Source organism: Bacillus sp. SRL543 (genome assembly GCF_984799205.1).
The window spans coordinates 4,465,186-4,490,768 of the sequence record NZ_OZ481794.1; the positions used below are offsets into that span (position 1 = coordinate 4,465,186).

Consider the following 25,583-nt stretch of genomic DNA (forward strand, 5'->3'; position numbering starts at 1 on the left):
TTACAACCTCATTTATATACTTTTTATTCTCTTAATCTTGAGACCAAACACAATCATGAAAAATAATGTTAACCATAAAAATTCAATTCCAAACTGTACTATTCTTAAGTTGCTTAGGTGAAATGAAAAAAGAACGATACCATAAATTATTATAGAATACAAAGAAAAACTGGACCTCTTCATGTATTCATAGGTATATCTATATATAGCTCCTAATATATACATTCCTAACATTACACCTAAAAATCCAAAGTTCATATACATAACTCCAAATGTTTCGGGTGGCCATGAGGATTTGTATAGATCTGAATAAGCTGTAGGAGGAACAGGATTGTATCCTTCTGCTATTGTTCTTAAATATACTCCTTCATCTACAGGAGGCTTATTGGGGTAAATACTACTAGGGATTGGTGCGGTTAAAAGGTCAATAAAGCTTTTCCCCCACCAGTAAGTTTCACTATCAAAATAATTAATTACTAATAGATAATGATCCACATAACTAGTCTGTTTTATTAATGTCTCACCATTTGAATAAATATCTTCCCAAAGTTGACCCATGTTATTTGTATAGTATTCAAATCCCCCAGGAGCCCTTATTAGAGGAATTGCAATAAAGTAAAGACATAGCAAAGCAATTATTGCTATTGTTTTAAAAAAGGGGATTTGCCTAATACTTTTAACCCCATAATGCCATACTAACAAACTAATAAAAACTAACTCAATTGTTGACTTTCTTCCTCCTAGGGATGATAAGATCAACATACATACAATAGACAAAGCAAGCCATATTAAGAGTTTAGTTTTGCTTTTTTTATTCTGAAAACTGAAGATTAATATCATTAGCGCTACTTGAATAAAAAATATAATACTAGTAACATAGCCATTTCCAGCAATTAAAAATGACCTGGATTCTAAATTATATAATAAAGTCGATAATCCTCCTATTTTATACATAAATAAAGAATAGCCTAATATTCCTATAGTTAAAGCAATTATAAAGCCATTCACCATTCTTTTCCTACTGATTTTAAATCCAACACTTGGACTTAACTCAGCCATTTTAGCAGCAGTGGAAGATTTCAAACCTAATAACAACATTAAAAAACCGCATATTTGAATAACTACAAATAAAAAAACAGTATTATCCAAATTGTCCATTGTTCGATGATTCAAAACAAGTGGGGACATAATCCCAGTGTCCCTGCTTAAAAATAATAAATATGGAACAATCGATACTAAATGAAAAAATGAAACAATTCTTGAAGGCCTAAAAAGGTCTCCATGTTTTAGATCATGTCTTAAATTATACAAAATTGGTGTTATAAAAATAATAAATAATAATATTGATGAAATTAAAATAATCATATTACACCTCAATATCCAGAGAGGGAGTTTTTACGTTTTACACTGTGAAGGATATAAAGACCTACAAACATTCTAACTACCATTGAAATCAACATAGAAAATGCGGCTCCCATTAAACCATAAGCTGGTATTAAAATCATACAAGCTATAATGGAAGTAATTATAGTAAATACATGTATAAGGTATTGTTTATTGAACTCCTGAGTCGCATATATTCCTGTTTCTATAAATGAAGCCACATACCATAAAATACCACATAGCATAATTACATTTAATAAACCTGTATAACTAGCATATTCTTTGCTGTATAATATTGTTAGAAATAATTCTCCCATAAAAATAGTAAATAAAAATCCGAGGAAACCTAGTATAAATCCTATAAAGATTAATTTATTTAATAGATTATTATAATTACGTGTATCATTCTTATAATAACTAGATAACCTTGGCATTACTGCTTGTCCAAGTGCCCCTACGACTATGCCACCTAAAAGCATAATATAGGAAATAGAACCAAAATAACCAAGATCCTCTTCCCCTAAACTAAATTGAATAAAGTAGCGAGGTATGTTGACGTTAAAGCTATCTAAAGTAGCAATTATTCCTAATGGTAAGGCAGTTACTAATAGTGTTCTGAAACTTTTTAGTCCATTAGACGGAAGTAATTCTCTATAAAGTTGTTTTATATCTATGTCTTTTGCTATCTTAATATATTTCTTACCTAATTGTATATCTACTAAAAATAAACTTATTATCATAAAGATTAATAATAAAAATAAGGTGAAAACACCATTATTTAGCATATACATAGATAACCAAATAGTTATTATAGAAATAAACCCTTTAATTGTTTTAGAAATAGATATAAATTTCATCTGTTCACTTTTTTGATAAACTGAATAGATAATATCACTAAATGATTCGATTATTTTGAGTAATGTTACTAATAATATTATTGCGCCAGTATTATTATCGTAATTACCGAAATATATAATAAACAGTACTAGTACAAAAGAGATAAGGACTGTAAGACATCTTGTTTTTAAAATTGAAATGAACGAATATTTATTATCAACATCTGTGATAAATAGCACTCTTAACTGAAGATTTGTAAAAAGGAAAATTGGTGCAGTAATAGCTAATCCTAAAATATACTGCCCTACCATTTTCACATCTCCATATTTTGTTAACATAATAACTATCATAAATTGAGAAAAAGAAAAAAATAAATTTCCCACCAAAGTCCATGAAAAACTACTCTTTAATGATGGTTTCTTTACACCTTGAATGATGTTGTCCATAACTTTATTCTTCCTCATTTATAATAATTTTGGTTTTTCCAGCAACTGTTTGTTTTAGACTATTAACACAATTAATCTTACATCTACCCAATCGCTCATCTTTTCTACTTAAATCTTTAAGTATAATCTCTTTTTCAGCACTGTTAAGTTCTGAATGCGCTAAAATATTTATTTCGATGTTATCTTTTCTCTTTATTACTTGATATGCTATCACTTTTGAATTTGGTTTTATACAATGTTCAAAGTATGTGGTATGAATAGGAGTTTCTTCATCTAAAAACAAAAGTTCACCTCTACCATTATGAATGCTTCTGAACTCAGTAATAGATTTTTTATTAAGAGTTGGTTCTGAGACTTTGTCACCTAATTCATACCTTATTAAAGGGAAGGCTCTTGGATACAGAGAAGTTACTAACACATTATAAGTCCCATTATCCTGTAAAACACCTTCAAGAATGTAATTATTCCAAAAAACCTTATAATACCCATTATTCATCGTAGATGCCATAATTGTTGTCTCTGCTGAACCATATTCAAAAACAACCTTACAACCAAAGACTTCTTCAACGAACCTTTGATGTTCTTCACTTGAAAATGCTTCAGATGTTGCTATTATTGCTTTTAAATTTAGCTCTCTTAGTTTCGCGCTTCTTTTTTCATTAGCTTTTGCCAACTGATATAATGCATTACTATACCCTATCATATAGCTTGGTTTGTAAATAAGTAATTCATCACATGCTTTCCTTAAGTTAGTTGTAGATAAATTATATGCTTGAAATCTCCTGTAACCTAATATATTGTCTTTTATTTTCCTTTGAAATGTTTTGATATATCTGGCCATTCCCGTTCCCAATTGGTGTGAATGTCCCCATAGAATAAATAGTTTATCAGAACGCTTTATTCCACAATTCTTTCTTGAAGACCATAAATCTGGTTCTGTAAATAACTTTTCGGATTTCCAGAACGGAAATTTAAACGGCCTTCCAGTAGAACCTCCTGTTGAAGTCCATCCCTTTGTTTCATTTTTAGCACTAAACAAATTCTCACTATTACTTTGTACAAAATCCCTTGTCTGGATTGGAAATATTTTTAATTCATCCCAGTTATTTATTTCTTTTTGTAAAACTCCCCTTTTTACTAGTTGACTATAATAAGGAACGTTCAAATATATATCTTTCCACACTTCATTGAACTTTCTTAATTGATACTCCTGGATATTATTTTGATCTACTTCACTAATTTCCACTTCTCTGTTATTTATTAACTTTTCAATTCTTCTTTTTTTAAATAGTCTAATTAAATACATTTACCCACCTCAAATATCTGCAAAAATAAAAACAATACTAGTAAAGATTATATCTAAATAAATTTCATCTAAATAATAATGCAATTCGTATGATATACCATTCTTATACCATTGGTTACATTTGTGAAGGCGGGGATAGGCATCAAAATAAATGTATTTTTTGGATTAATTATAAATAGATATTTATCAGTTATAAATAAAATTCTTATTTAAAAAGATTATAACCTTCTTCTATATCTTCAATGTTATTAGATTTTTGCTTTCCATACTCAAAGGCATTCTTAGAAAGCACTCTATAATTTTCACCGTCTAAATTCACACAATGATTAATAGCCTCTTTAAATTTGTCCTTATCCGCTAAAGCTATATCCCAGCCGACCTGTTGTTTTTCTAATCCACTCCAAGGTGTCTGATCACTTATAATTACAGGACAACCGCCAATTAAGGCCTCAGATATTACATGTCCAAAGTTTTCCCCTAAAGTTGGAAAAAGAAATATATGATGTGCTTTAAATATATCTATAATTTTGTTATGTTCTACTGAACCTTTATATGAAACCTTTATATTTTCGGGTAGTTCTTCTATTAATTTCTTACATTCAGACCAATAGAATTTATCTTCAATGGGCCCGAAAATATTAAATTCTACCCTCCCATGAATATCTTTCAAAAATTCGATAGCCTTTTTAAGATTTTTTTTTGGATGAATCCTTGAAATAAAAACTATTTTTAGTTCACCCTTATTTTTTCCTATACTTTTTTCATATTTGAATTCATTATAGTTGGCAGTTAGATTGTTTGCTATCTTTATGTTAACTCTGTTCCCAAATATAGATTGAATATCATTTTTTTCCATTTCGGCTGTTGCATGCCAAATTATATCTTTATATAATCCCATAACTTTTGCTATTTCTATATATAGTTTCTTTTTCTTATCTTTTAAACCTAGAGCACCTGCTGAAAACTGACCCCTTGGAGCTATTATGATTGGTCTTCCAGATATTCTTTTCAGCTTAGTCAACAAGATAGGCACAATACTATCTTTGTACGAGAAAAAACTATTAAGATAAATCGAATCATAATCTATACTATTTATTATTTCCGACGTCTTACTCCATGTTAATTCCGAATAATTAGTATAAAGAACAGTAGCTTTTCCAACTGGGAGCCATTCATCAACTTTTATTCCATTAAAGCGTTTATTATCACCTAAATCTCTATCGGCAGCAACAATATAAAAGTCGATTCTATCTGAAAGGTTATCTACTAAATTCTTAATAGATTGTATAGGCCCGCCACCTTTAATACTGGGGACGTAATAGCCAGCCATTATCAAAACCCTCTTTTTCATACTACTTCCCCCACACAACTCTATTCACATAGTCTGTATATGACAATAAGACTCTAAGTATCTTATCTGATACATTAGGCATACTGTAATCTTCAACAGTCCTTAATGTATATTCCTCTTGCTCTTCCAATACTTCTAATCCCTGCAAAATTCTTTCTTGAACTAAACCAACCATCATAACTGCTGCTTCTTCCATTGCCTCTGGTCTTTCATGGGCTTGCCTTATATTAAGCGCTCTAAAGCCAAGGATAGAAGACTCTTCACTAATCGTTCCACTATCACTTAGAACCGCTTTAGCCTTAGTTTGAAGTTTCACATAATCATTAAATCCTAAAGGTTTCATCGTTTTCACTAAAGGATTAAACTCTATCCCTTTAGCCTCAATCATTTTCTTTGTTCTAGGATGTGTACTAATAATAACAGGTAATTGATATTTTTCTGCCACAGCATTTAAACTAGTTACTAAATCCATAAAATTATTTTCCGAATTAATATTTTCCTCTCTGTGAGCTGATACTACAAAATACTTTCCTTCTTCAAGTTCCAATCTCTCTAATACATCGGATTTCTCAATGTCATCTTTTCTTGCATTAAGTACTTCAAACATTGGGCTTCCTGTTTTAATAATTCTATCTGATGGGAATCCTTCTCTAAGAAGATATTCTCTTGCAATGTCACTGTAAGTTAGGTTAATATCCGCTGTATGATCGACAATTTTTCTATTTGTTTCTTCTGGCACTCTTTGATCAAAACATCTATTTCCTGCTTCCATATGGAAGATTGGAATATGTCTTCTTTTTGCTGCAATAGCACATAAACAGCTATTAGTGTCTCCAAGTACCAAAAATGCATCTGGTTTTACTTCTTCCATAACAGGGTCTATTTTAACTAAGATATTTCCTATAGTCTCTACCGCAGTTCCAGTAGCAGCATTTAAAAAGTAATCAGGTTTTTTTAAATTAAAATCTTTAAAGAATACTTCATTTAATTCATAATCATAATTTTGTCCAGTATGAACAAGAGTATGTTCTATTGCATTTGATTCTTCTAATTTATTAATAACAGCTGATAGTCTTATAATCTCTGGTCTAGTACCAACAACTGTCATCACTTTAAGCTTTTTCATTAGTTATACCTCCAAGTAATAAGTGTCTGGTTTCTCTGGATCAAAGAATTCATTTGCCCACATAATGGTCACCATATCAGTGTCACCTAGATTTTCGATGTTGTGGGTATATCCAGTAGGTATATCTACAACTTCCATTTTTTCTCCACTAACAAAATATTCAATAACCTTATTTGAGTTAAGTTTCCTAAACCGGATAACTCCTTTTCCACTTACCACTAGGAATTTCTCATTCTTGGTGTGATGCCAATGGTTTCCCTTTGTAATACCTGGTTTAGAAATATTCACAGAAACTTGACCTCTATCAGGAGTCTTAATAAACTCTGTAAAGGATCCTCTATGATCTACATTCATCTTAAGGTCATAACTAAATTTATCTGCAGGCAAATAACTCAAGTAAGTACTATATAATTTTTTTGTAAATGGATTAGACATATCAGGAATAGAACGTTCCTGACGGCTACTCTTGAACGAATATATTAAATCAATGATTTCTCCAAGAGTAATAGTATGAACAACCGGAACCTCAGTATATCCACCAACTGAATTTTCATTACCACTTAGGGCATTTATAAGTTCTTCTACAACGTCATCAATATATACTAAATTCATTAAAGCATTTCTATCATTTACAGTTACAGGTAAATCATTAGCTACATTATGGCAAAATGTTGCTATAGCACTATTGTAATTAGGTTTACACCATTTACCAAATACATTTGGTAAACGATATACAATTGCTTTCGCCCCAGTCACTTTGCTGTACTCAAATACTAAATCCTCAACTGCTCTTTTACTAATACCATAAGGGTTATTCATCGATGCTTGGATAGATGAAGAAACTATAACCGGACAGGTATTTTGATACTTTTTCAAAGTATCAAGTAGAGTTGATGTAAAACCAAAGTTAGTATCCATAAATTCTGACTGATCCTTCGGGCGATTTACACCTGCAAGGTGAAAAACAATATCCGCTTTTTTACAGTATTCTTCCAGCAATGCCGAATCAGTGTTTCTTCCAAATTCCAAAATGTCAGTATAGCTTCGGTTTCGTAACTCTGCAACCAGGTTTTTACCGATAAAACCCTCTGCACCGGTCACTATTATTTTCATCACTTATTCCAACCTTTCAATTCTTCCTGAACATACTCAAGCATTAATAGCTTATCTTTAATTGCCTCTATTCCTAACCTCTCAGTGTTATGAGAATTATACTCATCCTGAGAAGATAAATTTTCGTCCCCTTCAACGAAATACTTATCATAATTTAAATCTCTTTTGTCGGCTGGCACTCTATAAAATCCTTCCAGATCTTGTGCTACTACATGTTCTTCTCTTGTAAGTAAAGTTTCATATAACTTTTCACCGTGTCGAGTACCAATTACCTTAATTTCATTGTCTACATTAAATAACTCCTTAATTGCCTGTGCTAAATCTCCTATTGTTGATGCGGGGGCTTTTTGAACCATGATATCTCCAGCTTCAGCATTTTCAAATGCAAAAGCTACAAGCTCCACCGCTTCTTCAAGACTCATCAAAAATCTAGTCATATTAGGATCGGTAACAGTTAAAGGTTGTCCACTTTTAATTTGTTCTATAAACAACGGAATTACCGAACCTCTAGAAGCCATCACATTTCCGTATCTTGTTCCACAGATAAGAGTCTTTTCAGGATTTACGGTTTTAGCTTTAGCCACAAACACCTTTTCCATCATTGCTTTAGAAATCCCCATTGCATTAATGGGGTAGGCTGCTTTGTCTGTAGACAAACAAATAACTTTTTCTACTCCACTTTCAATTGCAGCAGTTAGAACGTTATCAGTCCCCATAACATTTGTCTTCACAGCTTCTAATGGAAAAAACTCACATGATGGTACTTGCTTAAGCGCTGCAGCATGAAAGATATAATCCACCCCATGCATAGCATTTTTTACACTTGCTAAGTCTCTTACATCACCAATATAAAATTTCAACTTATCATTTTTATATAGTTTCCTCATATCATCCTGTTTCTTTTCATCACGTGAAAATATACGGATTTCTTTTATATTTGTATCTAAAAATCTTTTCATTACTGCATTCCCAAAGGAACCAGTACCACCAGTAATAAGTAGTGTTTTACCATTGAACATCTTTAATCCTCCAGTTTACCTCTTTTTTTATAGGCATTTACAATTCGCTCATATGAAATTCTTGTATCATAATTTTTTTCTAAATATTCTCTAGCTAATTTACCTTTTTCTTTTGCTAATTCTGGGTTAGAGGTTATTTTATCAATGATAGTTTGGTAGCCCTTAACATCATTACTTTCACACCACCATCCAAACCCTCCGTTTAAAATAACTTCTCCCACATCTGTATTTCTATCTGTAGCTGCAAAGACCGGCATGCTATGATTCATATAATCAAGTAATCTCGAAGGGAAATTAGGTATTGTAAATCGATAGTCAAGAAAGATTAACCCTATATCACATGCATCAAGTAGTTCTCCGTATTCATCCTTGTTTAAACTATCCATAACAGTAACATGAGAGTTATTGACATTTTTAGCATAATCCTTGATTTTATAAAAATCCGTGCCTGAACCACACATTACAAAATGCATATTGGTGTTTCCTGTATTGCTATTTAATACTTTAATAATATATTCTACATCTTGAGGTTTTCCGAAATTCCCACCATAAACAAATATCATTTTATCTTGAGGAAGTTTAAATTTATCCCTTAACACTTTCTTATCAATTTTTTTAGAAGAGTTTAATGGATTAATAGTATTTGGACAAACTTCAACTTTTTCTTCATTTATATAATCGTTATTATTTAGTAAGAAATTAACATTTGCCTCTGACATACATCCTATAAAATCTGAAACTTGATAAAGTTTCTTTTCTTTCATAAAGAAGTACCTGGTTAGAACACCTTTCCATCCTGTATCTTGAAGCATTCCTATATCCAATGCATTTTGTGGAAAAATATCCTTCAGCATAAGATAAGAAAAAGAATTATCACGTTTTTTTAGGTATGAAACTGTGCTTGCGATCGTTATTGGAGGAGTTGAATAAAGCACTAAATCAAATTTTATTTCTTTAAAAAACTTTTCTATTGCTTTTTTAAATTGGGAACCAATCAGAATTGTAGAAATACCCTTTTCAACTATATTTGTCTTAGTGATATTTCCAGTCTGTACTCGAAGTACTTTTATCCCATGTTCAATTTTCATTTCTGTGGGTAATCCAGAACGTCTTTCACGCTGGCATACAACATGTACTGAATGACCATTATCTCGAAAATGTCTGAGTAAATCTGGATAAACAGCATTTTCACCTAAATCTGTTAAACCACCAATTGAAAGAAAAATTACGTTCATTACTTATTCCACCTTGTCCGTCTTCTTGTATATCTGAATTTTCTTTCACTTAATCTCTATATGCTGGGAAAAATGCTGTGTTAGCATCGAACCCTTCTTCTTTTTTACGTATTTCAACTAATTCATTATATTTCTTTTCATTAAAAACTTTTTTTCCAATATAAAAATCATAGATTCCATTTGGTGCAAAGCTTTTTTTATACTTAAAAATACCATCCTCAGCTGCATAGCCACCACCAAGAATAAATCTCTTAAGACCTTTTTCTTTAGCCCATTTAATAATTTCATATTTTAAGAAATTGTTCGCACTCAAATGAAAGTAGTCTCGATCGGTGCCACCTAAGAAAGAGTAACAATTTTCAGTACCGTATATCACGAGTTCTGTAGAGATGATTTTCCCTTCGTACAATACATGAACATACACATAATTATCTTCCAATTTATTAATTGTTTTAAAAAACTCTTCAGAAAAATAATAGTTCCCCTTCGCATTTGCACGGTCCATAGTTCCATAATATATGCTCAAAAATTCATCTAATTTAGAACCATCAGTGTCTATTTTCACTTCCAACTGAGCTCTACTCGCCTTTTTAATACTTTTCCTAACTTTATGCTCAAAGTCCATAAACATATCATCTAGCGACATATCCAGACTACGAATTATGTTCCTTGTCGGGGTTTGAGTTACACCATTGTAAAAGGATTGAGATCCACTTATTAAATGGAACCTTACAAACTCACTCACAAATCCATTTTCTTTACAATAGTCATCATATGCTTTGTTAACCTCTGAATAATCTTCTCCCTCATACAAAAAGCCACCATAACCATAAGGGGTGGATAGATCAAACCAAGTGTCTAAAGGAAACTTATCTTTAAATTGAACTGATTTTGCTATATCACGTTTCATTACAACGTTTATTGCTCTTGTCCTATCATCATCGTAATAAAATAAAAGGGGCAAACCATCACCATTCAGTTGAAACGCTTTTACATAATCACTCAAATAACTTACATCATAGTTTTTAAAACTTCTTACAATACTATTCCATTTCTCATGTTCATCTATGTTAATTATTGAAAGCATAAATTCTAAAAAACATCCTTTCTCAGATATGCCTATGCACTTGTTTCCTCACAATATTTAACAAGTAACTTGATCATATCCTTATATTTATCTTTATTAACATCCTGATGTACTGGTAGATTCATAATGCACTTTGAAAGCTCAATACTAGTTTGATATTCAGAGTTCCTTAGAGGCTCAATTAATGTGTGATATAGACTAACAACACCGAATCCGGCTTCATTCATTAATTCATATATTCTATCTCTATTTCCCTTTTTTATACAAACTGGATAAGTTTGTGGAATATTACCTGGCAATAAGCAATCTTTTAATGGAGTAAAATATTCACTCACTTCTTCATTATGGATAATATTATCTAATACCTCATAATTTTCTTTTCTCAATTTTGCTATATTCTTCACATCATATTTCCAAGGATTATAATCAACATCAGTCATGCTATTACCACTATATTTCAATGATTTAAGTTTACTATTTTTCACAATTAGGCTTCCCCCATTTTTAAATGGGAACATTTTATGCAATGAAAAGAATGTGGCATCTGAATAATTATTCTCTGTGTATTGGTATGTGAAAAAACCATGTGCATTATCTTCAATTAGCCAACCAGATTTTTTTTTGACTGTATCAGCAACTTCTTTAATTCGTAAATCAATAAATCCGAAGTAATTTACTGCTAATACTGCAAACTTGCCTTTATCAATATCTTCTATTCTCTGGGAAAGGTCATTTAAATCTATATTTAAATCAGGTGTCATCTTATAATATTGGACCGACAAACCTTCTAGTCTGTTAACTGGATCGAATATCCCACTTCCTTCTCTAGGAGACCAACCAATGTAACCAGGTAAAAATAACGTATCAATTAGGTTATCATTTTTCATACTATTTAAAAGATCAAACATTCCCTCACGAGCACTGTCATAATAGTACTCATGTATTTTTTGATCATCTTTGTTAAGAGCAATTTTTTCAATTATCATCAATATCACCTAGTTCCTTTTCAAGTTGAACACGTACAATCGAAAAGTCATTTGCTTTATAAAATTTCATTGTTTTTTCATTTTCAAATGTGGTCATCAAGTCAATTTTTTTTATATTTTCACGAATAGAATAATCTTCAAGACACTTTAATAACTTTGAACCAATACCTCCTGACCTTACTTCGGAGCTTACAACAATATGTCCAATGTGTATCCTTCTCTCACCAAAAATTTCTCTTGTGTAAGCCCAAATAAAACCAATTATTTTTTCATTGTCAAAAGCCCCAATTAGGATAGCGGAATTGTCCCTTTTAAAACGAAGCATATCATCATAACCATTAATTGCGTACTTGTTTAAATTGCTCATACTAGGAAAGTTTATGTTGAGATTATCCTCTAATAAGTCGATCATAAAATTCTTATTTTCAATTAAATCTTCTACACTAATTAATCTGACCTCTATTTTCCTGTTTTCTAAATCCATAGTTAAATTCCTCTTTCCTCTCTACATCTAGGTCTTTCATAATATGTTCTGATCCAACCAAGATATCTTTTCTCTGAAATACAACTAGAATTGTGTTAATTAAGATTTTGACATCTAGTATGAAAGAAAGGTTATTTACATAATCTACATCTGTTTTGAAACGTTCATCCCAAGTAAGGGCATTTCTTCCACTGACTTGGGCTAATCCAGTGATTCCTGGTCTGACTTTACTCCGTAACCTTTCCTCTTCACGATAATATGGCAAATATCTAACTAGCAAAGGTCTTGGTCCTATAATCGACATGTCTCCTTTAAGAATGTTAAATAGCTCTGGTAACTCATCGAGAGATGTAGACCTTAAGAACTTTCCAAACTTAGTTAATCGTTCATTGTCAGGAAATAAGTTCCCATTCTTATCTTTTTCATCTGTCATTGTTCTAAATTTATACATCATAAAAATTTCCTCATTAAGTCCTGGCCTTTCTTGTTTAAACAAGATTGGGCTACCTAACTTGAATCTTACTAGGGCTGCAACAATTAGTAGAATCGGACTAAGCACGATAATAGCTATTAAAGATAGAATGAAATCCGTTAATCTTTTAAAAAACCTTTTATATAAATCGCCTTTATAACTATTCATTATTTTATCCACAATCCTTTAATAATCTCTACAACTCTCTCCAAATCCATATACGTCATCTTAGTATCAGACGGCAAACAAACACCATTCTCAAACAACTTCTCGGATACACCATCACCAACAAAATCATATCTCTCAAAGAAAGGCTGCATATGCATCGGTTTCCAAACCGGTCTTGACTCAATATTCTCAGCTTCCAACGCATCAAATATATCAACAGGTCTAACTTTACCTGTCAATGTCATTGAGCTTAACCAATAATTCGGATCATCCCATTCATTACTAGGCATGAACTCAACACCCTCAAGCTCACCAAGCTCTCTTTTATAAAACTCAAAAATATATCTCTTCTTCTCAACTCTCTGATCCAGCACCTTAAGCTGCCCTCTGCCAATCCCAGCAACAACATTACTCATCCGATAATTAAACCCTAATTCACTATGCTGATAATGTCTTGCTTGGTCCCTCGATTGAGTTGCCCAAAATCTTGTCTTAGCAATTCGTTCTTCATTATTAGAAACCAGCATTCCACCGCCAGATGTAGTGATAATCTTGTTACCATTAAAAGAGAAAATGCCATAATCACCAAACGTCCCCGTTTGTTTACCTTTATAGTAAGAACCCAATGACTCAGCAGCATCTTCTATAACCGCTACATTATTTTTCTTGCAAATCGCCATGATTTTATCCATATCAGCGGATAAGCCATATAAATGAACTACAATGACTGCTTTTACTTTTGGATACTTCTCAAATGCTTCTTCTAAAGCTTTCGGACTCATATTCCACGTTTCATAATCACTATCTATAAAAACTGGAATGGCATTCTGATAAATGATTGGATTTGCGGTAGCTGAAAAGGTAAGGGTTGGACAGAAAACAATATCCCCTTCTCCTACTCCAGCAGCTTTAAGAGCCAAGTGGATAGCAGCAGTTCCAGAAGAAAGTGCAGCTGCAGCTTTGGAACCAACCCTATCGGCTAATTCTCTTTCAAATCCATTTACGTTTTCACCAAGGGGCGCAATCCAGTTTGTATCAAATGCTTCCTTAACATATTGCATTTCGTAGCCTTCATCACTCATATGTGGTGAAGAGAGGAATATTCTTTCTTTTACTTTAGTAGATTCCATTTCCAAACTTCCTTCCTAGTATTACTTTATGATTTAGTAGTTTAGGACTTAGCTGGAATTTAATCTTTTCCATCGAACTACTAAGCTACTAAATAAATACCTGTTATCAACTACTTATTCCTATAATTCCATTTGCAATTCAAATATATCATTTACATAAAAATATTCTAGACATACTAAAAATCAATAGTATGCCTAGAATAGAATTTACTTTTGTTAGTCTTTACTAACCTTCAACCCACTCAAAGTTTCATCCAAAAACCTCACAAGATCCTCCCTCAATTCCCCATCCTGCAAAGCCATCTCAATCGTCGTCTTAATAAACCCTAATTTCTCACCAACATCATATCGTACACCCTCAAAATCATAAGCAAATACCCGTTGTATTTGGTTAAGCTTTTGAATCGCATCCGTCAGCTGGATTTCACCGCCTGCTCCTTTTTCCTGTTGATCCAGGAACATAAAGATCTCTGGTGTAAGGATGTATCTACCCATGATAGCCAAATTGGAAGGGGCAGTTCCCTTCGCCGGCTTTTCCACAAAGTTTTCTACCTGATATCTTCTGCCGTCCTTAACAGAAGGGTCCACAATTCCATAGCGATGAGTTTCACTTTCTGGCACTGTCTGAACACCGATGACCGATGAATGAGTGTTTTCATACTGATCAATAAGCTGCTTTAAGCAAGGAGTTTCACTTTGAACAATATCATCCCCGAGCAGGACCGCAAATGGCTCGTCCCCAATGAAGTTTCTCGCACACCATACTGCATGTCCCAGTCCCTTAGGTTCTTTCTGCCTGATATAATGGATGTCTGCTAGATTGCTGGAGTAGTTAACCTTGTCCAACAGCTCCATCTTTCCTTTTTCCAACAGATTTTGTTCAAGTTCAGGGGCAAAGTCAAAGTGATCTTCAATAGCGCGTTTGCCTTTTCCAGTAACGATGATGATATCTTCAATACCGGCTGCAATGGCTTCCTCCACAATATACTGTATCGTCGGCTTATCCACAATCGGCAGCATCTCCTTCGGCATCGCCTTCGTAGCCGGCAAAAACCTCGTCCCTAATCCAGCCGCAGGAATAATCGCCTTCCGCACTTTCTTCATTATTAAGCCCCCTATTTCGCTAAAGATAAAATCTTATTCTCTCTCCGATTAGCCACATTAATCACAAACTCACTAATCTCCTGCACCGTCATCGTTTCAAATCTATCTATCAAATAATGCACTTCATGCTCCTGCTCGAGCACAGCTTTCCCAATATGTATCTTCGGAAATACCGCTTTTGTGTGCACTTCTTTTTCATTTAGCAGCTCTTCGAACATCTTCTCCCCAGGACGGATACCTGAGAAGTTGATGCCGATTTCTTCTATTGTATAGCCTGACAGCTGGATAAGGTTTTTCGCCAGGTCGACGATTTTGACCGGCTCTCCCATATCAAGGACGAAGATTTCTCCGCCGCGCGCCAGGGCCCCTGCCTGCATAACCAGCCTGGATGCTTCCGGGATCGTCATGAAATAGCGGGTCATATCCGGGTGGGTGACCGTTACCGGGCCGCCTGCCTGGATCTGCTTTTTGAATAATGGGATCACACTGCCGCGGCTGCCGAGGACATTGCCGAAGCGGACAGCGACGAATTTCGTTTTACTCTGCTCGTCCAGCGCCTGGATGACCATTTCGGCAATCCGTTTGGTAGAGCCCATTACATTGGTTGGGTTTACTGCCTTATCAGAGGACACAAGCACAAATGTGCCAACCCCGAATGTATCAGCTGCCTCAGCGACATTCTTCGTGCCGATGACATTGTTTTTCACAGCTTCTTTCGGATTGTATTCCATGAGCGGCACATGCTTATGGGCTGCAGCATGGTAGACCACATCCGGCTGATGCTCCTGCATCACTTCAAAGATCCTTGCCCGGTCCTGGATGTCAGCAATAACCGGCCTGATTTCCAGATTCTCGATTTTGAGATTACGTAGCTCCATGTCGATCAGGTAGATGCTGTTCTCCCCATGGCCGACCAGAACAATTTTCTTCGGATGGAATTTAATCACCTGGCGGCAGATCTCGGAGCCAATGCTTCCGCCTGCCCCTGTCACCATGATCGTCTTGCCTGTCAGCTTTTGCGAAAGGCTTTCTGAATCCAGCTGGACAGGCTCCCTGCCGAGAAGATCCTCAACCTGGACATCGCGGAACTGGTTAACCGAAACGTTTCCGAGCATCACATCCTCAATCAGCGGCATGATGACCGTTTTGGCATCTGTCCCTGCACACTGTTCGAAGATTTTCTTCATTTCTTCCTTATTTAATGAAGGAATGGCAATGATGATTTTATCAATCTGCAATGTTTCAACTGATTTACTGATGCGCTTAGAATTTCCCACTACCGGAAGGCCAAGTATTTGCAGCTTGTATTTTTTGGGGTCATCGTCAATAAAAGCAACCGGCTTGATTCCTGCGTCATTATTTTTCAAAAGCTGGCGGGCAAGCATGGTGCCTGCTGCACCTGCTCCAATAATCAATGCCCGCGTCTGTTCAACCTGTGGTTTAATGTATCGGTCGCGGTAGACACGCCAGGAAAAGCGCGATCCTCCGATGAGGAGAACATGGAGCATCCAGGCGAGCATAAGAGCCCGGAAGTAAATGTCCTGAATGACCAGCTGCTGGACAAAAGCCGTCATCATGATGGAAAGGCTGACCGCTTTCACTATTGCAACAAGCTCGCCTACACTCGCATATTCCCAGGCCTTGTTATAGAGCCTGTAAATACTGGCAAACAAATGGTGGCTTAATAACAAGGTAATGGAAGTCAGCATCAATGTTTCATATTTAAAAATCTGCAAAGTGGGATGAAGAGTAATATAACTGATATAAATAGCGGTCAAAACAATAAGGGAATCTAACGCAACTAGAAAAGTCAGGCGCTTTGGATAGGACATTTACAATCCTCCTAAATTTTTCTTTATTATGGTATTTAGATAAAGTACACTACGAAAATAAATATCTAATGAAAAGACATGAAGCTTCATGTCTTTTCATTAGATATTTATCACAATATGTAAACGGGCATCCAACCCACCCTCACACCACCCTAATGACGACAAGCGTCTAAGGAAAGAGGCATAGAACCTCTTTCCCACAGAATAGCCGAGTGCCCCCTTGGATAACGGCGAGGAGACATTACCGATTATGCAGTTTAAAAGATACCGAGAAACTTTTTCTTCTTTACCGGCTCGGGTATTTCTCTGTATACATTGCTGCCTTCTGCAAGTAGTTCGGCATTTTCAGTAAAATAATAGACCATGTCTGTACCATATTTTTTTTCAATCAGATCATAGGCCTCTAACATCTTAAAGGATCTGTTTGTAATATTATGGGCATCTGATGAAACAAAATGGGTTAAGTTGGCGTCTATTAATTGAAAGGAAAAGTTTTTGATATTTTTTCCGAAATAACCAGCTACGCTCGATGCAGTGACTTGGGTAAGTGCCCCGTTTTTGACCAAACGATAAAGCAGGTCAGGGCGTTCTATGATTTCCTGGTTTCTTTCCGGATGGACGATGACAGGGGTCATGCCTTTTACCTGGATGTCGTAAAGCAGTTTGTCTGTATATCTCGGCACATGATTGGATGGAAGTTCAACGAATAGGTATTTACCTGTGTTGTTTAAGGTGAGAATTTCATTCTTATCTATATCTTCAAGAATTTCTCCACATATTCGGGTTTCCTGGCCTGGCAGGACGGTTATATCAATATGGGCAGCTTGCAGTGAAAGATTCAATTCATCTACTTTTCTAAGAATCTCTTCTTTTACATTGTCATATCTTCCGTTTTTATGATGGGGAGTTGCAATGATTGAACGAATTCCTTCTTTTGCTGCTGCTTCGGCCATTTCCAGACTGTCTTCCAATGTTCTGGCGCCGTCGTCAATTCCGTACAAAATATGACTGTGAATATCAATCAAGCAACCCCGCCTCCTATTTATTGTAAAAAATGTAAATCTTATATAATCATACTATAGGCCTATTTATCGGTAAATAGCTAAATCTGTCGTTTTTTGTCACTTATGGCTGTAATAGTAATAATAATGCGCATTTTGTACTTTTTTGTTATTAAGCACGGCTCCCAAAAGCTTTGATTTAGCATTATGAAGCAGTTCTTTTGCCTTTACGGCCTGTTCGATTTCGGTCGTCCCGCTTGACACTACCAGAATCGCGCCGTCAACCTTATTGGCTAGAATTTGCGGATCAGCCACAGCCAGCATAGGCGGAGTGTCAAAAAGAATGAAGTCAAAAGCCTGTGCCGCGACAGCAAGGAGTTCATCCATTGCCTTAGATCCCAGCACCTCAGCCGGGTTTGGCGGAATCGGCCCGCTTGGGAGGATGAATAGATTTTTCTCATCGGTTGCCGCTGCAGCTTCAACTAGATCCATTTGTTTCGTAAGGACATTTGTAAGCCCAAATGTATTAGTTAAGTTAAATGTATAATGAGCCGTCGGCTTCCTTAGATCGGCATCAACAAGCAATACCCTCTTCCCCTGCTGAGCAAAAACCACCGCAAGATTGGATACTGTAGTCGATTTACCTTCCCCGGGACCTGAAGAAGTGACCATAATGGTCTTCATTTCTCCATCCACGGCAGAAAATTCAATATTAGTCCTGATCGTCCGGTATTGTTCTGCAATCGGCGATTTAGAATTATGCGTTGTTACCAGCTTTCTTTTATGATCAGAAGTCTTCATTTTTTTATTTTTCTTAAGAGCCAATGGATTCACCTCTACCTCTGGATGTACGATCTCCCCGTGGAGCCTGTACATCCTGCTCGTCTATCTTTGTAATAACCCCTAATATCGGCAGCTCAAGCAGCTTCTCGATATCCTGTTCTGTTTTTACCGTGTTGTCCAGGTACTCCAGCAGGAATGCAAGGCCCACACCGGCCATCAGCCCGACTACTAAAGCAATCGCAATATTAAGGAGGGGCTGCGGTTTGATTGGCGACTGGTTCTCAGCCACTGTTGCTTCAGCCAGGACGCTGACATTGTCGACATTCATGATGGTGACAATTTCATTCTGGAACACTTCGGCTACTTTATTGGCAATGTCTGCAGCTTTTTGTGGATCTTCATCTTCTACACTTATCGTCACTACCTGTGAATCATTTTCGCTTTGCACCGCAATCTTTTGGTTCAATGCATTCACATTCATATCCAGATTCAATTCCTGAATGACCAGATCCAATATGGCCGGGCTTTTCATAATGACGTTATACGTATTAATCAACTGTAGATTTGTCTGAACTTCACTTGGCGTATAGACAGACTGCTCATTTTTCGCCTGGTTAACCAGGATTTGCGTAGACGCTTTGTAGATCGGTGTAATAAAGAAATAACTGATAACTCCGCTCACAATCAACGCGATTAACGCAATAACTATTATTAAATTCAATCTTTTCCGGAGCGTTTGAAACAGCTCTTTCAAACTTATCGTCTCTTCCATTTCTTCCTCCCTATTCCTATAAAACTACAATTTATTTATATACTCTTGTATTTTATTACAATCCTTGTCATAATTTAAATGCAAATGGCTTAATTTGTAACATATAATTTCTATTAAACCTTATTTTCGACAAAAGAGAAAGGGTTTTTGGGGATTTGGTGAAAAATGGATTATATCGGAGGTATATAGATGAAAGCTTTATTCACCAGCCTGCTAGCTGTTGTATGCGTAGTCATACTCGTATTTGGCAACCTGCACTGGAATGATAAGACCACAAATGCCGTTGATAAAACAACGGCCACTCTTGTACAGGAGACAACAGAACCTGCAGCTGAAAAACTGACTGACCTTTCGAAAGAACAGCTGTTAAGCCTCGCAGCCAACTGGCCGGAGGAAAGTAAAACCACATTAAGTAAGACCTTTGAAGAAGGCCGGCCCTTTAATATTGTAGCTGCCGGATCAGAAGTGCTTGGAGAAGATCACTCTCAATGGGGCAATATAATAGAAGAAAAAATTCAAGCAAGTTTTGGAAACATAGTATCTTTCACTGCCAAAGGCTATCCAAAAACTTCAGCTGAATTTGTCGAAGAAGGCCTTGCAGGTGAGATCAGCAGCGAGAAACCGGATATGGTTATCCTTGAGCCCTTCACGCTGAATGATAATGGTAAAGTCGTTATAGAAGAATCCCTTAAGAACGTTACTAATATTATAGAGGAAATTAGACAGGATAGTCCTTCCGTTGTTTTTGTACTGCAGCCACCTTATCCGCTGTATAATGCTAATTTTTACCCGGTACAGGTGGATGCACTTAAGAAGTATGCGGAAGATAATGGTTTCGTTTATTTAGATCATTGGGCGGCTTGGCCGGATTATAAGACAGAGGACATGAAGGAGTATTTGGTTGAGGATTTGAGTGAGCCTGATAATGAGGGGTATGAGTTGTGGGCTGGGTTTGTGGGGGATTACTTGGTAAACAACTAACAGAGGACTGAAGCTGCGGCTTCGGTCTTTTTTTTAGAAAAAGAAGCCTGTGAGATCACAGGCTTCTTCTCAATTTTATTACTTCGCGATTGTAGCGTTTTTAACAGTGTTGCCATTTGCATCTGTAAGGTTTGTAGATTCGATTACTACAGTTACGCTGTCAGATAGGTTAAAGTCATTAGTAGTTGCAATAGATAGAACTCCATTAGCAGCTTTCATGGAAGATGTAGGTACAAGCGTTCCATTAACTTTAACTGCAACACCTTTAACTTCGTTATTGTTAGCAATTGCTTCAGAGAAGTTAACAGTCAGGCTCTTGCTGTTTAATGCTGTCACCTTTTCAACTGTTGGTGCAACGTTTTCTTTAACGCTGTTCAATGTAGCAGCAGCTTTAGCATTTTCAAGTGTGTTGCCATCTTTGTCAGTAAGGTTAGTTGCTTCAAGTACATAAGTACCATTAGCTGTTACAAAACCTTCTGGAAGAGTGATTTCAACCGTTTTTCTGTCTCCAACAAACTTCATTTCAGTGCTGTTAGGCAATACTTTGCCGCCAAGCTTGTAGTTAGAAGCATCGATTGCCGTGTTGCTCATATCTTTATTGAAAGGAACTGTGATAACACTTCCACTCACTTGTACAGTACCAAACCTAACATCTGCTTTTGGATCAACTGGAGCAGTTGTTGTTTCAGGAGCAGTTACAGTAAATGTTAAAGTATCTGTTACTTGGTTACCGTAAGCATCAGCTGCAACAGCACCGGCTAATTCAAATTTGTATGTTGATTTTGGTACAAATGTGTAGTCGATAGCAAGAACGTTGTTCTCTGTACCCTCAACAGTACCATTTCCATCTACATCATAACCGAATTTCGTGTTATCCGCAGTAAGATTCTGGTTTACGCCAGTCTTGTAGACGTTATCCAAAACTTTCAAAGATAGTTCGTTTAAACCAGTTAGGTTACCTGATTCTACTTCGTCGTTGAACGTTACTAGAAGTAAGTCATTTGTCGGTGCTACTGTAGCAGATACAAATGCAGGCGCTGTACGGTCAGCTTGTAAAGTGGCTGTAGTTTCAACCTTTTCACCAGCATTTCCTGCTTTATCAGTGAAGCTTTCTACCGCTACATTTGCAGTTAAGAAATTAACACCATCAAGTAATTTTGCATCTTGAGCATCAAGAACATACTTTGTTTTATCAGTTTTGTCCTGAACAAACTTTCCAGCAAGGTTCTTGCCATTAACTGTTACAGTTGTAAGAGTTACCTCTTCTGAGAAGTTAAGTGTTACTTCGTTTCCAGAAGCAGAGATAGAAGCAACAGGCTTCACTTCATCCTTAACGGCAGTTGGTACAGTGAAGTTTTCAACGATTGGATTAGCAATGTTGTCCGCTTTGTCTTTCGCCCCAACGATGTCTACTTTATAAGACTTTCCAACTTCAAGATTAGAGATTGAAACAGTACCAGCTGCAAGGTTTTCTGTTACCTTAGTAGCTACACCATTTACAGATACTGTACCAGCAGCTTTTAATGGCTCACTGAAAGTAAGAGTGGCAACTGCTTTGCCAGCTACGTAATCATACGTTACACCTGTTACTGATGGAGCTTTTGTATCAGTGTAAGTTAATGTTGAAACATAACGCTCTGTAAGAACTTTTGCGTCAGCTTTTGTTTTAACAGGTTCAACAGTGATCACTTTGTTAGAAACTTGTACGCTATCAAAAGTAACAGTAGCTGTTTTGTTGTCTTCAGATACTGTTACTGAAGCAGCAGTTGCAGTTTCTAATTTGAATTTATCTTTCGTTGCGTCTGCAGCATCGATTTCTTTGTTGAAAGTAACAACTAATTGAGTAGCATTAACCGCGCTTACAGACTTAACTGCAGGAGTTAACTCAGCTTCAATTTCGCCAAGAACTTTTGTCAATGTAGCCTTCATTGCTGAGTTTTGAACTTCATCGATATACTTGTTAGCTTCTGCCAAGTGCTTTTCCACTTCAGCCATGTTGTTGTTTTCAAGAGCATCAGCCGCGAGGTCTAGCTCCATTTTCACTGTTACAGCATAAACAACGCTGTCGCGAACTGTTTCTGCAGCTTGCTTGTATTGTCCGCGGATTTCATCGCGAGTTGATTTACCATAAACGCGGTCAAGAAGGACACCTTGCTTGCGGATTTCTTTTGAAAGCTCGTGGTATGCAGTTTCAGTTGCATCGTTGATTGCGCCTTTAGCGATTTGAGCAGAAAGAACGTCTTGCTTCGCTTTGATCTTTTCACCGGCTGTAATTGCATCGATATAGTACATAGCACGAGTGATATGTAGGTTTACGTTTGCTTCAAGGTCAGCCAGGTAGCCAGCTTTTTGAGATGCAGGCAATTTATTTACAGCAGCAACGGCTTTGTCGCGAGCAGCTTTAGCAGCATTATATTGTGCCCATGGACGAGTCGTGCCATCAGCAGAACCTTCTGTAGAAATAGCCCACTTTAATACTGTACCAGCATTCTTTGCTTGGTTAACTAATTTTTGAGCATCAGTTTGAACAGATGCATCTGCTGGTGAAGTTGCTACAAATGCTGTAGCTGCAACAGCTGTTGCGCTTAATACTTTGATTGCGTGTTTCTTATTCACGGAAAAAGCCCCCTAATAGAATTATTGTGTAAAATTGACCAGTTGTTGTCAAAAGCAGAGCCTTATTCTAGATACCTAGGATAAAGTTTCTAAACTTTTAACATTTTAATAGAAGTCGAGGTAATATCTAGCATTCCCTCTCCATAGAATATGGTAAATCATTATAGGATTTAGTTAAATGATAAATTCTTTCCAAGGTTATATTTATATGGATATATAGGAAATATAATACAGATGTAATACAAGTTTCTTCTATTAATATAGTAAAAAACCCAGAAAAAGATTTTCTGGGTTTTTTTAGTGAGAAATTATACTGTTGCTAATATTCTAATTGTCTTGTTTCTTTTCCGGTTTGCTTAATGAATATTTCCATAGGTCGGCCTGGTTGCGGAAATAGAGATCGCCCTTATAATCCTGGACTAGATCATAGGCTCCGTCTTCTTTTAGAATCTCATAGTATAGAGTTTTAGGGTTCGCTTTGAAAAGTTTCCCTTCGACGGTACCGTAAATATTGCCGTCAAGGCCTTCTATGATTTTTCCATTATGGAAGCGGCCGGAGATCAGGTTAAGGATTTGCTGCGTTTTAATTTCTTTCGTTTCCGGGTTGTAGGAGAATAATGTACCATCCGCCATACCCCAGATCAGATTATTTTTATCTACCATCAGGCTAGTAATCATGCTGGCGTTCATTGGGAGATGGATGTACTCCGGCTTCTCCGGGTTATCCGGACGGAAGCGGAAGAACCTTGCTCCGCGCTCATTTACTTTATAGTTGGCGTGAATTGATGTACCGCCGTAGACATAACCATTGTGAGTGGCAAAAGAAACCAGACTTTGATTGTAGATATAGTTTTCGTATACCTCATATTTATCTTCTTTCAAGTCATATATAGCGAGTGCACCCCCGCCAACACTTGTTTCTGGATATGTGCCTACAAAGACTTTGTTCAGTTTTGGCATAGCCGTGATTGCTGTAGATCTAGATTGGCCATAGTTGCCGAGCCTCATCATTTCCCGAGGATTACTGGCAGTCCATGGTTTGCTTAGATCAAGCTCAAGCACGCGCGCATTTGGATAAGCGCCAATATACAGCTTATCTCCCATTAAGGACATGGACTCGATTTGGCTTATGTTCTGGAAGAGCTTCGATGTTTTCTCTCTCGTGTTGTAAATGGCCAATCCGCCGGACATATATCCATTGATAAAGATATTTTCTTTTTTCTCATCTGCCAGCATTGTGTAAAGAGTGACCGGCTGGGCTGGAAGGTCCAGCTTTGTAATCTCGTAATGGCCAGTCTGGATGTTATAGCGGAACATGTTGCCCGCGTTGTCGATTTGACCAACCAGTGTCATGCCAGGATAAAGCTCTTGGTCATTGAGCTCAACGAAATCAAGATTGAGAAGCTCGGTTCCTTTAAATAACGAAACTTGTAGGTCGATTGTTTCTTTGGTGAGAAGATTGTATTTATAGAAGGAATTGTTTTGGGAGTAGTATATTTCGTCCTCCAAAACCGCTGAAACTGTTCTTGAATTCATCTCAAGCTCATCTATTTTTTCCAAAGTGTTTTTATCAAAAATGACTAGCCTATTCGATGGATCCATTCGGGCAAATAAGTAGTTATCCTGGATTTTCAAGTCTCTTATGTACTTATCATCCTGATACTCGCTTGGCAGGAAAGCTGTCTTCTTTTTCGTTTGAAGATCATACTTAACCAGTTCCGCCTTTGAACCAACACCTATATAAAGAGAATCATTTTCTTCATCATAGACAAGGGATTTAGCGAATTCTTTTTTGTTCATGATTTGGCCGAAGTTGTTTAAATCTTCAGTCTCGGAATCGTATAGAAAGACTGATCCGCCATATGCAGTTGAACCGAAGATTTTTCCATTGGCTGCATCAATATCCTGAATAGCCGTATCCTTCGGATTTGTCAGCTTATTACCGTGATCAGTGAATTCGTTTGTGTTTGGATTATAGCTGTATATATTTCCATCCGTTGTTCCACCAACCCATACTATACCCTTTTCATCGACGTCTAAACCCCAAGCACTTGTAGAATTTGATAGAGTGAAGACGTTTACAGTTTGATTTGTGTTTAGGTCGACAACTGCCAGGGCTGATGGGGTGCCGTGCATGATGAAGTACATGTAGTCGTTGCCAAAATCGTCTGTGCCGGATGTGGCGGTTAGGGCTGAGGTTTGGAAGACTTTTGGGCCGAGATTAAAATCTTTCGGCATATTCGCTAATACTGAAGAGTCACCTATTGCCATAGACAATATTATTGTACTTAAAAGTACTTTAATTCTCAAGATTTATTCCCCCGGCTATTTCTATATGGTAAATCCTTAAT

The 25,583-nt window shown here is 36.3% G+C and carries 21 protein-coding genes; 1 reads left to right on the forward strand and 20 read right to left on the reverse strand.

Annotation, left to right across the window (positions count from 1 at the left end):
• Positions 1-12: 12 nt before the first annotated feature.
• From AC4E8B_RS22635 to AC4E8B_RS22720, 18 genes are all read right to left on the reverse strand, one after another.
• On the reverse strand, positions 13-1,365 hold the full coding sequence (locus AC4E8B_RS22635) for an O-antigen polymerase (RefSeq protein ID WP_490215732.1): 1,353 nt from the start codon (positions 1,363-1,365) through the stop codon (positions 13-15).
• 8 nt (positions 1,366-1,373) lie between these two features.
• A complete protein-coding gene (locus AC4E8B_RS22640) occupies positions 1,374-2,666 on the reverse strand; it encodes an oligosaccharide flippase family protein (RefSeq protein ID WP_490215733.1) in 1,293 nt (430 codons plus the stop codon).
• A 4-nt stretch (positions 2,667-2,670) separates the two neighbouring features.
• Positions 2,671-3,972: a phenylacetate--CoA ligase family protein gene (locus tag AC4E8B_RS22645; protein ID WP_490215734.1), complete on the reverse strand. Its 1,302-nt coding sequence runs from the start codon at positions 3,970-3,972 to the stop codon at positions 2,671-2,673.
• Between the two features lie 205 nt (positions 3,973-4,177).
• Positions 4,178-5,323 carry a glycosyltransferase family 4 protein gene (locus AC4E8B_RS22650; RefSeq protein WP_490215735.1) on the reverse strand — a complete coding sequence of 382 codons (1,146 nt, stop codon included), beginning with the start codon at positions 5,321-5,323 and terminating at the stop codon, positions 4,178-4,180.
• A gap of 1 nt (position 5,324) precedes the next feature.
• Entirely contained in the window at positions 5,325-6,449 is a 1,125-nt protein-coding gene (wecB, locus tag AC4E8B_RS22655) for a non-hydrolyzing UDP-N-acetylglucosamine 2-epimerase (RefSeq protein ID WP_490215736.1), read from the reverse strand.
• A gap of 3 nt (positions 6,450-6,452) precedes the next feature.
• Positions 6,453-7,562 (reverse strand): capsular polysaccharide biosynthesis protein CapF, encoded by a 1,110-nt coding sequence (locus AC4E8B_RS22660; protein WP_490215738.1) that lies wholly within the window; start codon positions 7,560-7,562, stop codon positions 6,453-6,455.
• Positions 7,562-8,581, reverse strand: a complete 1,020-nt coding sequence (locus AC4E8B_RS22665; RefSeq protein WP_490215739.1) for a polysaccharide biosynthesis protein — start codon at positions 8,579-8,581, stop codon at positions 7,562-7,564. The genes AC4E8B_RS22660 and AC4E8B_RS22665 overlap by 1 nt, the downstream gene beginning before the upstream one ends.
• A gap of 2 nt (positions 8,582-8,583) precedes the next feature.
• A complete protein-coding gene (locus tag AC4E8B_RS22670; protein WP_490215740.1) occupies positions 8,584-9,816 on the reverse strand; it encodes a glycosyltransferase family 4 protein in 1,233 nt (410 codons plus the stop codon).
• Between the two features lie 49 nt (positions 9,817-9,865).
• A complete protein-coding gene (locus AC4E8B_RS22675; RefSeq protein ID WP_490215741.1) occupies positions 9,866-10,903 on the reverse strand; it encodes a GNAT family N-acetyltransferase in 1,038 nt (345 codons plus the stop codon).
• A 32-nt stretch (positions 10,904-10,935) separates the two neighbouring features.
• Positions 10,936-11,889 (reverse strand): aminotransferase class V-fold PLP-dependent enzyme, encoded by a 954-nt coding sequence (locus AC4E8B_RS22680; RefSeq protein ID WP_490215742.1) that lies wholly within the window; start codon positions 11,887-11,889, stop codon positions 10,936-10,938.
• Entirely contained in the window at positions 11,879-12,373 is a 495-nt protein-coding gene (locus AC4E8B_RS22685) for a GNAT family N-acetyltransferase (RefSeq protein ID WP_490215744.1), read from the reverse strand. Before AC4E8B_RS22685 ends, AC4E8B_RS22680 begins: the two co-directional genes overlap by 11 nt.
• Positions 12,333-13,013, reverse strand: coding sequence for a sugar transferase (locus AC4E8B_RS22690; RefSeq protein WP_490219852.1), 681 nt, complete (start codon positions 13,011-13,013; stop codon positions 12,333-12,335). Before AC4E8B_RS22690 ends, AC4E8B_RS22685 begins: the two co-directional genes overlap by 41 nt.
• Positions 13,013-14,143 carry a DegT/DnrJ/EryC1/StrS family aminotransferase gene (locus AC4E8B_RS22695; protein WP_490215745.1) on the reverse strand — a complete coding sequence of 377 codons (1,131 nt, stop codon included), beginning with the start codon at positions 14,141-14,143 and terminating at the stop codon, positions 13,013-13,015. The genes AC4E8B_RS22690 and AC4E8B_RS22695 overlap by 1 nt, the downstream gene beginning before the upstream one ends.
• Before the next feature lie 216 nt (positions 14,144-14,359).
• The gene (gene galU / locus AC4E8B_RS22700; protein ID WP_490215747.1) at positions 14,360-15,247 is read right to left on the reverse strand and encodes a UTP--glucose-1-phosphate uridylyltransferase GalU; all 888 of its coding nucleotides are present in this window, start codon (positions 15,245-15,247) and stop codon (positions 14,360-14,362) included.
• A gap of 11 nt (positions 15,248-15,258) precedes the next feature.
• Positions 15,259-17,079, reverse strand: a complete 1,821-nt coding sequence (locus AC4E8B_RS22705; protein ID WP_490215748.1) for a polysaccharide biosynthesis protein — start codon at positions 17,077-17,079, stop codon at positions 15,259-15,261.
• Between the two features lie 257 nt (positions 17,080-17,336).
• Positions 17,337-18,104, reverse strand: a complete 768-nt coding sequence (locus tag AC4E8B_RS22710) for a tyrosine-protein phosphatase (protein ID WP_490215749.1) — start codon at positions 18,102-18,104, stop codon at positions 17,337-17,339.
• Between the two features lie 96 nt (positions 18,105-18,200).
• The gene (locus AC4E8B_RS22715) at positions 18,201-18,905 is read right to left on the reverse strand and encodes a CpsD/CapB family tyrosine-protein kinase (RefSeq protein WP_490215750.1); all 705 of its coding nucleotides are present in this window, start codon (positions 18,903-18,905) and stop codon (positions 18,201-18,203) included.
• The gene (locus AC4E8B_RS22720; RefSeq protein ID WP_490215751.1) at positions 18,895-19,635 is read right to left on the reverse strand and encodes a YveK family protein; all 741 of its coding nucleotides are present in this window, start codon (positions 19,633-19,635) and stop codon (positions 18,895-18,897) included. The genes AC4E8B_RS22715 and AC4E8B_RS22720 overlap by 11 nt, the downstream gene beginning before the upstream one ends.
• A gap of 189 nt (positions 19,636-19,824) precedes the next feature.
• Between AC4E8B_RS22720 and AC4E8B_RS22725 the strand changes: the two genes are divergently transcribed.
• Positions 19,825-20,616, forward strand: coding sequence for an SGNH/GDSL hydrolase family protein (locus tag AC4E8B_RS22725; RefSeq protein ID WP_490215752.1), 792 nt, complete (start codon positions 19,825-19,827; stop codon positions 20,614-20,616).
• A 78-nt stretch (positions 20,617-20,694) separates the two neighbouring features.
• Here the strand turns inward: AC4E8B_RS22725 and AC4E8B_RS22730 are convergent, their stop codons facing one another.
• Together AC4E8B_RS22730 and AC4E8B_RS22735 are read right to left on the reverse strand one after the other, a co-directional pair.
• Complete coding sequence (locus AC4E8B_RS22730) at positions 20,695-23,232, reverse strand: hypothetical protein (RefSeq protein WP_490215753.1); 2,538 nt, start codon at positions 23,230-23,232, stop codon at positions 20,695-20,697.
• Positions 23,233-23,559: 327 nt separating this feature from the next.
• Positions 23,560-25,542 (reverse strand): WD40 repeat domain-containing protein, encoded by a 1,983-nt coding sequence (locus AC4E8B_RS22735; RefSeq protein ID WP_490215755.1) that lies wholly within the window; start codon positions 25,540-25,542, stop codon positions 23,560-23,562.
• Positions 25,543-25,583: the final 41 nt, after the last annotated feature.

Excerpts from the sequence above, each read along its gene's own strand:
- AC4E8B_RS22680 (WP_490215742.1), bottom strand. The coding sequence starts at position 11,889 with ATGATAATTGAAAAAATTGCTCTTAACAAAGATGATCAAAAAATACAT.
- AC4E8B_RS22650 (WP_490215735.1), bottom strand. The coding sequence starts at position 5,323 with ATGAAAAAGAGGGTTTTGATAATGGCTGGCTATTACGTCCCCAGTATT.
- AC4E8B_RS22635 (WP_490215732.1), bottom strand. The coding sequence starts at position 1,365 with ATGATTATTTTAATTTCATCAATATTATTATTTATTATTTTTATAACA.
- AC4E8B_RS22640 (WP_490215733.1), bottom strand. The coding sequence starts at position 2,666 with ATGGACAACATCATTCAAGGTGTAAAGAAACCATCATTAAAGAGTAGT.
- AC4E8B_RS22720 (WP_490215751.1), bottom strand. The coding sequence starts at position 19,635 with ATGGAAGAGACGATAAGTTTGAAAGAGCTGTTTCAAACGCTCCGGAAA.
- wecB (WP_490215736.1), bottom strand. The coding sequence starts at position 6,449 with ATGAAAAAGCTTAAAGTGATGACAGTTGTTGGTACTAGACCAGAGATT.
- AC4E8B_RS22660 (WP_490215738.1), bottom strand. The coding sequence starts at position 7,562 with ATGAAAATAATAGTGACCGGTGCAGAGGGTTTTATCGGTAAAAACCTG.
- AC4E8B_RS22705 (WP_490215748.1), bottom strand. The coding sequence starts at position 17,079 with ATGTCCTATCCAAAGCGCCTGACTTTTCTAGTTGCGTTAGATTCCCTT.
- AC4E8B_RS22695 (WP_490215745.1), bottom strand. The coding sequence starts at position 14,143 with ATGGAATCTACTAAAGTAAAAGAAAGAATATTCCTCTCTTCACCACAT.
- AC4E8B_RS22675 (WP_490215741.1), bottom strand. The coding sequence starts at position 10,903 with ATGCTTTCAATAATTAACATAGATGAACATGAGAAATGGAATAGTATT.
- AC4E8B_RS22665 (WP_490215739.1), bottom strand. The coding sequence starts at position 8,581 with ATGTTCAATGGTAAAACACTACTTATTACTGGTGGTACTGGTTCCTTT.
- AC4E8B_RS22645 (WP_490215734.1), bottom strand. The coding sequence starts at position 3,972 with ATGTATTTAATTAGACTATTTAAAAAAAGAAGAATTGAAAAGTTAATA.
- AC4E8B_RS22685 (WP_490215744.1), bottom strand. The coding sequence starts at position 12,373 with ATGGATTTAGAAAACAGGAAAATAGAGGTCAGATTAATTAGTGTAGAA.
- AC4E8B_RS22690 (WP_490219852.1), bottom strand. The coding sequence starts at position 13,013 with ATGAATAGTTATAAAGGCGATTTATATAAAAGGTTTTTTAAAAGATTA.
- galU (WP_490215747.1), bottom strand. The coding sequence starts at position 15,247 with ATGAAGAAAGTGCGGAAGGCGATTATTCCTGCGGCTGGATTAGGGACG.
- AC4E8B_RS22725 (WP_490215752.1), top strand. The coding sequence starts at position 19,825 with ATGAAAGCTTTATTCACCAGCCTGCTAGCTGTTGTATGCGTAGTCATA.
- AC4E8B_RS22670 (WP_490215740.1), bottom strand. The coding sequence starts at position 9,816 with ATGAACGTAATTTTTCTTTCAATTGGTGGTTTAACAGATTTAGGTGAA.